The following is a 3,932-nucleotide window of genomic DNA, read 5'->3' on the forward strand; positions in this document are numbered from 1 at the left end:
AAAGGCATTCGATTGTGTTATCTGAAGAATAACATGCTCGAATGCCTTTTTGAATACGTCCAATTATTTAGTGCTTACTTTATAGTGCTTTGCTTGCAACTGGGGGAATGCTGGAAGAGTCAGTTCATTTGTGAGTGAACAGGAATTAATCGGGGTAAGGGGCGTGTTGTGATACATCAAAAAGTACTATAGGAGGGTATTGTTTATGGTTAGGAAGTATTGCAGCCCAACCCCAAATGGGAGGCTAATTAAGTATGTATTTATGGTGTTGGCATTGGTGCTTGCATTTGGTTTATTGATGCAACCAAATGAAACGAGTGCAAGTGATGGTCAAACTACAGCCAGTGGCCTTCCAAGTATTGACCAATAACATAAGTGATTCAACCTATGCTAAAGGCTATTTGATACAGTATAATTTTAAATTTGATAGCGCGAAAATTAACAAGGGCGATAAATTTACTTTTACTGTAAAAAATACAGATACTAGTAAAACCCTTCCTGGAATTGAGACTAGCAATGTTGCTGTCTATGTTGCTAGTTCTGGCGACGCATTTGCTATTTCTAGCACCGATGATAACAACGGAACGACAACCATTACTTTGACTGCAAATCAGCCACAAGATTATTATGACGGTTTGCTGAATCCTGAAGTTAAAGTGATGATGCAAACAACAGGAAATACAGATAATACGGGATATATAAAGCAGCAGAAGGAAAAAACACAAACATACGATGTTAAGGTTTCCTATAACGGGTCACAACTTAGCACTACTGACCCTAGTTCATTCAAAATATTTAACTTAATTAATCCCAATGGACCATACAATGCATTTAATCAAGAAATTTTTATGAATAAGGGTGGGCTTCCATATCCCGATTATTCTACGAACGGAACACCTTACAATGATAACGGATTCGCGAGCCTTGTTAAAACGGCAAACGATACCGATTACTACCCAAGCCCATCGTCATATTCTAATAATTACATGTATTTATACAGTCAGAATGCCATGCCTGCATGGGCACAGATTCTATTTGGCGGTGTAACAAACATGACGGATTCTGATTATAATGCCAATTTGAAAAACTATTATAGTAAGCTAACTTGGACAATCAAACTGTCTGGTGATGAGGCTGGTACCTTTGACCTTTCGAAAGCTCCAGACGTATATGAAGCAAGTGATGGCACGTTTAGTCACGCAAAGGGGTGGACGTATGATAAAACAGCTAGTGAAGGGGATAGTAGTCATAAGACGCTAATTTTTACGTTTGATCCGAGCCAGTTGTCCTCATCAGATCACATAAATGGCATCAACTTTGATGTCTCGCTGCCAATTAAAACGACAAAAGCTTCTGACCAGGTTAATGTTATTAGCAGTCTTACTGGAGACAAATCTTCTAAAAGTAGTACTGTTACTGATAAGAATTTTTTAGATGCAATGAAGATTCCTATCGACTCTGAGAATAGTAATCAACCAACTTATCGAGCTCACTTAGTATATAGTAATCCGTTGGCGACAATTTTTGCTCCCGCACTTTTCGAGAATACTAACGCGGTTTCTGTTAATACTGGGGATTCGGATTCCAGTACAGATTTGAAGAACTTGTTTAATAGTGGGTACTTTAAACTAGAGTCAACAGATAAAGAGTCAAAAACAAATGAAACAGACTTTTTTAAAAACTTACTACAAACAGATCTTCCGGTTCCTTCGGATATGACGAAAGCTAATGCCCTCATGCGGAACCCTGATCTGCCCGCAGATACTCCAAATAATGAGACATTAGTTCGTGACTGCCGAGATTATAATAATGGTGGTCAAGGTGCAAGCGTTCTGAATTATAGTAATCTTTACATGCACTACGCTAATGGTGGTGTTTTCAAAAAGGTAGTGGAATCTGATAGTGCCAAGGATGCTAACGGCAACCCAGAGCCAAAATTAGATGAAGCTGGCAATCCACAAGTTATTACTGGTGATGGCAATTCATTTGATGTTACCAAGAGTTTTGATGATCAGACGGTAAATCCTGGCCTTTACGTTGGGTATATTTATGCTACTAACGATGTCGATGATTCCGGAAAGCTTGTTTCTTCTAAGTCACAAGTTAAGATGGTGAAATTTTATGTAAAGAACAAGAATACACCTGTTACTAAATACTATGGATCTTTGACTGGTAAAGTTATTAATACAAACACAAAGCAGCAGCTTGGAACTGACTATAAATTGGGCACTGGTTCCAGCGATCAGCCAAGCCTGAAAATGAGTGCGACTGATTCTTGGATAACTGATAGAGCTGCAACTGATAAATATGATGTAAAGGGTTGGACAGAAGGTCAAGAACCATCATTTGATAAGTTCAGCTCATTACCAACTACTATTGATTATCCAACTGGAACAACGGAACCAGTTGCTGGGCAGACGGTATACATCTACGTAACCCCTAACTCAACGCCAACAACTGACAAGCCGATAGACGTTAACATTCGAGATTACACGAATAAGGGTGCTCTTTTGAAGAATTTTAGTTATTCCAAAAAAGATAGTGATACTGTAACCGTTAATTTGAATGATGATATTTTGAAGGATTATGTTTCACAAGATGATACAATCAATGGTTGGCATCTTGACAAGGCAGCGGATGATATCAAAGATTTACAAAAACTTCCAGCTACTGCAACATATTCTGCCGATATGGCCCATACAATTGACATTTATGTAACGCCTAAGTCAACGACTGATCAGCCAATAACTGTTAATATTCGAAATATTAATGATCCAAGTACGCCTTTGGATACTCATAAGTATACAAAGGAATCTGGTGACAGTTTAATCGTTAATAAAAGTTATAAGTATTTGCAGACATTCTTAGATGAGGGTTATACCCTTAATGGTTGGCATATTGATAAGGATGCGACGGATACTAAAAACTTGAGCACAGATCCAATTACGGAGAAATTACCATCGGATACGGTGCACACGATTGATATTTATGTAACACCTAAATCAACGCCAACCCCTACTCCGGGACCGAATCCAGAGCCAACTCCTACTCCAAATCCAACTCCTGTAACCCCTACTCCAACTCCTGTAACGCCGACTCCCGAACCATCAACGCCTTCTGAGCCAATCGCTAAAAAAGGTGAAGCCGTATACGCCTTGAAGAAGATTTACTTATACAAGAATAATACCTTCTCCAAGAGCGAGCGTTAGGCTGGGTACTCCCGGAAGCCGCGGGTATACCGACCAATGTTTGTGGTAACTGGTTACAGTCATTCTAAGAATGGTCGCCTGCGTTACCAAGTTCGCGATGTAAACCACTTAACCAAGAACAAGGGTAAGAAGGGTTACATCACCGCTCAATGGGCTTACGTTCGTCCGGTTTACTACCAGAGCAGTCACAAGACACTGACCGTCATTAATCCTCGTGGGGTTAATGCTTACACCAACGTCAACTTGACTGGCAAGGTTCGCAACTACAAACAAGGTACAGTGCTTCATGTGACCAAGTTTGTTAAGCACAACTTAACTACCCGCTACCTTCTCAGCAATGGTCAATACATTACCGGGAACCGCAAACTCGTCGAAATGGGCAAGCACAAGCAAGTTCGTTACGTCAAAGTCAAGAAGACGATCAATCGTTATAAGACCGTTAACTTGACCCAACGTAACAAGCGCCATATCAAGAAGGGTACCAGGATTAAAGTTCAGCGCTATGACTTCTCACACGCTAACAGCGTCAATAACGTTGGTGCCTTGAGATATAAAGTTGCTGGTGGTTACATCACTGGTAATTCTAAGTTCGTTAAAGCATATTACTAATTAATAAATTGCAAACTAAAACGTCTACCTCAACTGAAGTGCCCTACAATTGTTAGACAAGTAAGTCTAATGATTGTGGGGCTTTTCTTGTGACAAAATATAGTAGTCAATTCA

General features: G+C 39.7%; 2 protein-coding genes. Both read left to right on the forward strand.

Features of this window, described 5'->3' with window-relative positions; all coding sequences use genetic code 11:
- The first annotated feature begins 308 nt into the window (after window positions 1-308).
- A complete protein-coding gene (locus KTE19_RS14285) occupies window positions 309-3,209 on the forward strand; it encodes a hypothetical protein (RefSeq protein WP_217342461.1) in 2,901 nt (966 codons plus the stop codon).
- 36 nt (window positions 3,210-3,245) lie between these two features.
- Window positions 3,246-3,818, forward strand: coding sequence for a DUF5776 domain-containing protein (locus KTE19_RS13065; RefSeq protein WP_217342462.1), 573 nt, complete (start codon window positions 3,246-3,248; stop codon window positions 3,816-3,818).
- The last annotated feature ends 114 nt before the right edge of the window (window positions 3,819-3,932 follow it).

The organism is Lentilactobacillus dabitei (genome assembly GCF_019061365.1).
Lineage (GTDB): Bacteria > Bacillota > Bacilli > Lactobacillales > Lactobacillaceae > Lentilactobacillus > Lentilactobacillus dabitei.

What these genes read in the sequence shown, in the direction of transcription:
- KTE19_RS14285 (WP_217342461.1), top strand. Translation starts at nt 309, where the DNA reads ATGAAACGAGTGCAAGTGATGGTCAAACTACAGCCAGTGGCCTTCCAA.
- KTE19_RS13065 (WP_217342462.1), top strand. Translation starts at nt 3,246, where the DNA reads ATGTTTGTGGTAACTGGTTACAGTCATTCTAAGAATGGTCGCCTGCGT.